General features: G+C 40.8%; 4 protein-coding genes and 1 pseudogene. 3 read left to right on the top strand and 2 right to left on the bottom strand.

The window, feature by feature from the left end; all coding sequences use genetic code 11:
• A pseudogene (locus ABI367_RS15770) lies at window positions 1-887 on the top strand (hypothetical protein); the annotation flags it as partial.
• Here the strand turns inward: ABI367_RS15770 and ABI367_RS15765 are convergent.
• Both ABI367_RS15765 and ABI367_RS15760 read right to left on the bottom strand, forming a co-directional pair.
• Window positions 884-1,468 carry a non-canonical purine NTP diphosphatase gene (locus ABI367_RS15765; RefSeq protein ID WP_462231697.1) on the bottom strand — a complete coding sequence of 195 codons (585 nt, stop codon included), beginning with the start codon at window positions 1,466-1,468 and terminating at the stop codon, window positions 884-886. The pseudogene ABI367_RS15770 and the gene ABI367_RS15765 overlap by 4 nt on opposite strands.
• The gene (locus ABI367_RS15760; RefSeq protein WP_462231695.1) at window positions 1,469-1,969 is read right to left on the bottom strand and encodes a hypothetical protein; all 501 of its coding nucleotides are present in this window, start codon (window positions 1,967-1,969) and stop codon (window positions 1,469-1,471) included.
• Between the two features lie 185 nt (window positions 1,970-2,154).
• Here ABI367_RS15760 and ABI367_RS15755 point away from each other — a divergent pair, with 185 nt between their 5' ends.
• Window positions 2,155-3,534, top strand: a complete 1,380-nt coding sequence (locus tag ABI367_RS15755; RefSeq protein WP_462231693.1) for a peptidylprolyl isomerase — start codon at window positions 2,155-2,157, stop codon at window positions 3,532-3,534.
• Window positions 3,535-3,540: 6 nt separating this feature from the next.
• Window positions 3,541-4,503: an AAA family ATPase gene (locus ABI367_RS15750; RefSeq protein WP_462231691.1), complete on the top strand. Its 963-nt coding sequence runs from the start codon at window positions 3,541-3,543 to the stop codon at window positions 4,501-4,503.
• Window positions 4,504-4,587: the final 84 nt, after the last annotated feature.

Below are 4,587 nucleotides of genomic sequence, written 5' to 3'. Positions count from 1 at the left end.
AGTCGGCTCCGATTAAAGCGACGCCAAAGCTTACCGCAAAAGACTCGCTCAGAATAAAGCAAAAAGCCGATTCGCTTGAACTTATTGCCAATCATGGCTTGCGCGATACTTCACGTATACGTATAGTAATGGGGTATAAAAATGCCAAGATATTCAAATCCGACCTGCAGTCGGTGGCCGACTCCATGTTTTACAGCAGCAGCGACTCTACCATACGCAGCTATCATAAACCAATGATGTGGACCCAGGGTTCGCAATTATCGGGCGATACCATATATATGCAGATGAGAAATAAAAAACTGGATAACATGGATATGTTCCCCAAAGGGTTTATTGTGAATATAGAAAAAAATGATTCGCTGCATTTTAACCAGTTGGGCGGAAAAAAAGTACATGGCAGTTTTAAGGATAATAAACTGCATACCCTATTTGTTACCGGCAATGCCGAAACACGATACTTTAAGCGCGATACTGTAACCAATGAGGTTACTGAAATGGGGCGGTCTACCAGCGGTAAGTTGGAGGTTTACATGAATAATGGCAAATTAAGCGAGACTATATTTATACAAACACCCGAAGCAAAGCTTACACCCATAGACAAGGTAAAAGAGGAAGATAAGCTCCTGAAAAACTTTATATGGAAACCTAAAGACAGACCGGTGTCAAAAGCATCTATTTTACCGCCTCCGGCAAAGGTCGCCGTCAAAACGAAAGTAAATGGGGCAAAACCTGCGGTTGCCAAAAAGCAATTGCCTGGTAAACATTTGGCAAAAACTTCAACGCCGTCGCCCACAATTGTAAAACCCGATACTTCCAAAAAACCGGTTGTTCCTGTTAAACCGGTTGTTCCTGTTAAGGCTGATACGGTTGTTAAAAATAAAAATTAGGCGCTGGTACTGTTTAAAAATACCAGGAGTTTTTCTACCGCTCTGGCACGATGGCTAATGCTGTTTTTTTCGGCAAGGGTCATTTCGGCAAAAGTTATATCATAACCATCGGGTTGAAAAATAGGGTCGTACCCAAAACCAGCCGTGCCGCTTAATTCCCGGCGGATAGTGCCTTCAACTGTTCCCTCAAAAAAATGCTCACGGCCATTCCACAACAGTGATATTACCGTTTTAAAACGGGCCTTACGGTTATCGGTATTTACTAACTCCAGTAACACCTTTTTATTATTGGCGGCATGGTTGCCATGCCCGCCTGCATATCGCGCCGAATACACGCCGGGCTGCCCACCTAAGGCATCTATTTCTAACCCGCTATCATCGCCAAAACAATTTAAATGATATTTATTGTATATGTAATGACTTTTAATTGAAGCGTTCTCGCTAAAAGTAGTGCCGGTTTCGGCAATACCATCATGGCAATTAATATCATTAAGGCTTAGTAGCTGTATATCACCTTTAATCTTAGCCATTACCTCCTCCAGCTTATGGGCATTGTTGGTTGCAAATACTAACTGGTGCATTTATAAGTTTTTCATTTTATCCCAAAAGGCTTTTTTGTTGGGGGTGTTATCCATCATCTCGTCAAAGCTAAAACTATATAAGGCTGCACAGCCCCCTATTTGCTTAGGCTCATTAAATTGCATCGCCTCTACATCAACAGGCACTGCCGCTGTGCCTAATACTAATATTTTTTGGGGGTTAAAGTATGTTTTAAGCTGTTCAAAACCGGCAGTTGTGTAGTGGGCCATATTGGTTATGGCTATATCCTCTAAAGTATATTCCTTACGGCTTAGTATGCTTTGCAGCGCTGTAAGATGAGTGTCTGCAATAAACTCGTGCGCGGTGTAATGAACCAGTATTAAAAAGCTTTTTTTATTACCTCCCAAATACTTAAATGCAACGTCGGGCGCTTGTACATTAACATCCACAATTGTTTCGGCAGGTTTAGCTTTATCGGCAGGTAATAAAAAAATATCATCCTGCATTATAAAACGCAGGGCAGCCGGAGTTTCAATTTTCATTTAATATTGTTGCTTTAACAAATTTTAACCAAAAATAGTTAAAGTGTTTGAAGCTTTATTGGCATATTCGCATAATTATAAACCGGGCATTTGTAACGAGTTAATTGCACAATTATAATTTAATTAATTTTACCGTAATTTGAGTTTTTGCGGATCACTCATCCGCTTTATATTAAGCAGTATACATGAGAAAGTTTGGAGTTGTATTATTAGTGGTTTTTTTATTTGCATCAGTTGCCAATGCCCAAAAAAAGGTATTGGATAAAATTGTTGCCGTTGTGGGGTCTAACATTATACTATTATCTGATATTGAAACAGGTTACGCACAATACTTATTACAGGGCACACCGCCAAACCCGGCGCTTAAATGCCAAATAGCACAAAATTTAATATCGCAAAAGCTACTTACAGCACAAGCCGTTATTGATAGTATTGAGGTTAAAGAAAGCGAAATTGACGATGAGGTTGATCGCCGTATGCGCCAATCAATACAACGGGCGGGTGGCGAAGATAAACTTGCTCAATTTTTGGGCCGCCCGGTTGAACAGTACAAAGATGAGATACGCCCGGATGTTAAAGAGATGCTGGTTTCGGAGCGTATGCGCAGCAAGATAACCGAAAAAGTAAATACCACCCCGCTTGATGTTAAAAAATACTTTGAAACATTTAAGAAGGATAGCCTACCCATGATAAGCAAGGAAGTAGAAGTTGGCGAAATTGTATTTAACCCTAAACTTACCAATGAAGAAAAAGAATACTCCAAGCAAAAAGCCGAAGGCTTATTAGCACGTGTAAAAGCAGGAGAAGACTTTGCGGCTTTAGCCATTGCTTATTCACAAGATCCAAAATCAGCCGTTGATGGTGGGGATCTAGGCTGGGGTTCACGGGGTGATTATGTTAAAGAATTTAGTGCCGTGGCCTTTAAATTAAAGACCGGCGAAGTTTCGCCCGTTTTTGAATCGGATTTTGGATACCATTTTTTACAGCTTATTGAGCGACGTGGCGAACAGGTACATACCCGTCACATTTTAATTATACCCGCTATTACTGCCGCAAGCCTGGTTAGGGCGGAGGTTAAAGCAGATTCGGTTTATCAATTATTGATGAAGAATAAAGTAACTTCTGATATTTTTTCAAGTGCCGCTACTTATTACTCAGACGATAAGGAAAGTAAATACAATGGCGGTATGATATTAAATGCCGAAAACGTTCAAACCCGCACTACGGTAATACCTATTGATAAACTTGACCCACAGATTGCTTTGGTTATTGACACCATGAAGGTAAATACTGTATCAAAGCCGGTATTAATTACTGATGCTGCGGGCAAAAAAAGCTATAAAATATTTTATTTGAGATCTGTTACAGATGCGCACAGAGCCAACATGAACCAGGATTTCGCAAAAATAAAAACAGCCGCCAATGAAGATAAAATTAACCGTACGATAAGCGAGTGGTTTGAAAAAAAACGCAAAGAAACCTTTATAAAAATCGACCCTGAATATCAATCATGTCCAACCCTTACCGGATGGGCAACTCCCCCTTTAACTCAAGCTAAACTATAAAAAAACATGCAACACCGTTCTGAAGTAGAAGCCGCCGATGCGCTAAAACAAACTTATCAGCAAATACGTGCCGAAATAGGCAAAGTGATAATTGGCCAGGACGAAGTAATAAAATTTGTTTTAATATCCATTTTTAGTAACGGGCATTGTTTATTGGTAGGCGTACCGGGTTTGGCAAAAACCTTACTGGTGCAAACTGTAGCCCAGGTACTTGACCTTGATTTTAACCGTATACAGTTTACACCCGACCTTATGCCTTCGGATATTATAGGCTCGGAAATATTGGGCGAGGACCGAAACTTTAAATTTATACCCGGTCCTGTTTTTTCTAATATCATATTGGCTGACGAAATAAACCGTACCCCACCTAAAACCCAGGCTGCGCTTTTAGAGGCTATGCAGGAAAAAGCGGTAACGGCGGCAGGTGTTACCCATAAACTGGCACAGCCATTTTTTGTACTGGCTACGCAAAACCCTATTGAGCAGGAAGGGACTTATCCGCTACCCGAAGCTCAACTTGACCGTTTTATGTTTAAGGTTAGTTTAGACTACCCGTCATTTGCCGAAGAGCTGGAAGTGGTAAAAAGCACTACCGGTTCGGTAACAAAAGAGGTAAATAAACTGCTTAATGCTGAGCAGATAATTTATTTTCAGCAATTGGTTAGAAATATACCTGTAGCTGATAATGTATTGGAGTATGCGGTAAAGCTGGTAGCAAAAACCCGCCCCGATGGCGAATATGCAGCACCACAGGTTAAACGCTTATTAAACTGGGGAGCCGGTCCGCGCGCATCGCAATTCCTTATATTGGGTGCAAAGTGCCACGCGGTAATTAACGGTAAATATTCGCCGGATATTGAAGATGTGCAGGCTGTAGCCAAACCTATTTTAAGCCACCGTATTGTGCGCAGCTACCATGCCGAGGCAGATGGTTTATCAACAGATGATATTATTGAACAATTATTCTAGTGATTAGTGTTTGGTGATTAGAGATTAGTTTACTATTGCTTTATATAAAAAACGCCCCGATGAAACTATAGGGGCGTTTTTTAT

This window comes from Mucilaginibacter sp. (assembly GCF_039935595.1).
GTDB lineage: Bacteria > Bacteroidota > Bacteroidia > Sphingobacteriales > Sphingobacteriaceae > Mucilaginibacter.
The sequence above is the reverse complement of the archived record's forward strand: the minus strand, read 5'-3'. Positions and strand labels throughout refer to the sequence as shown.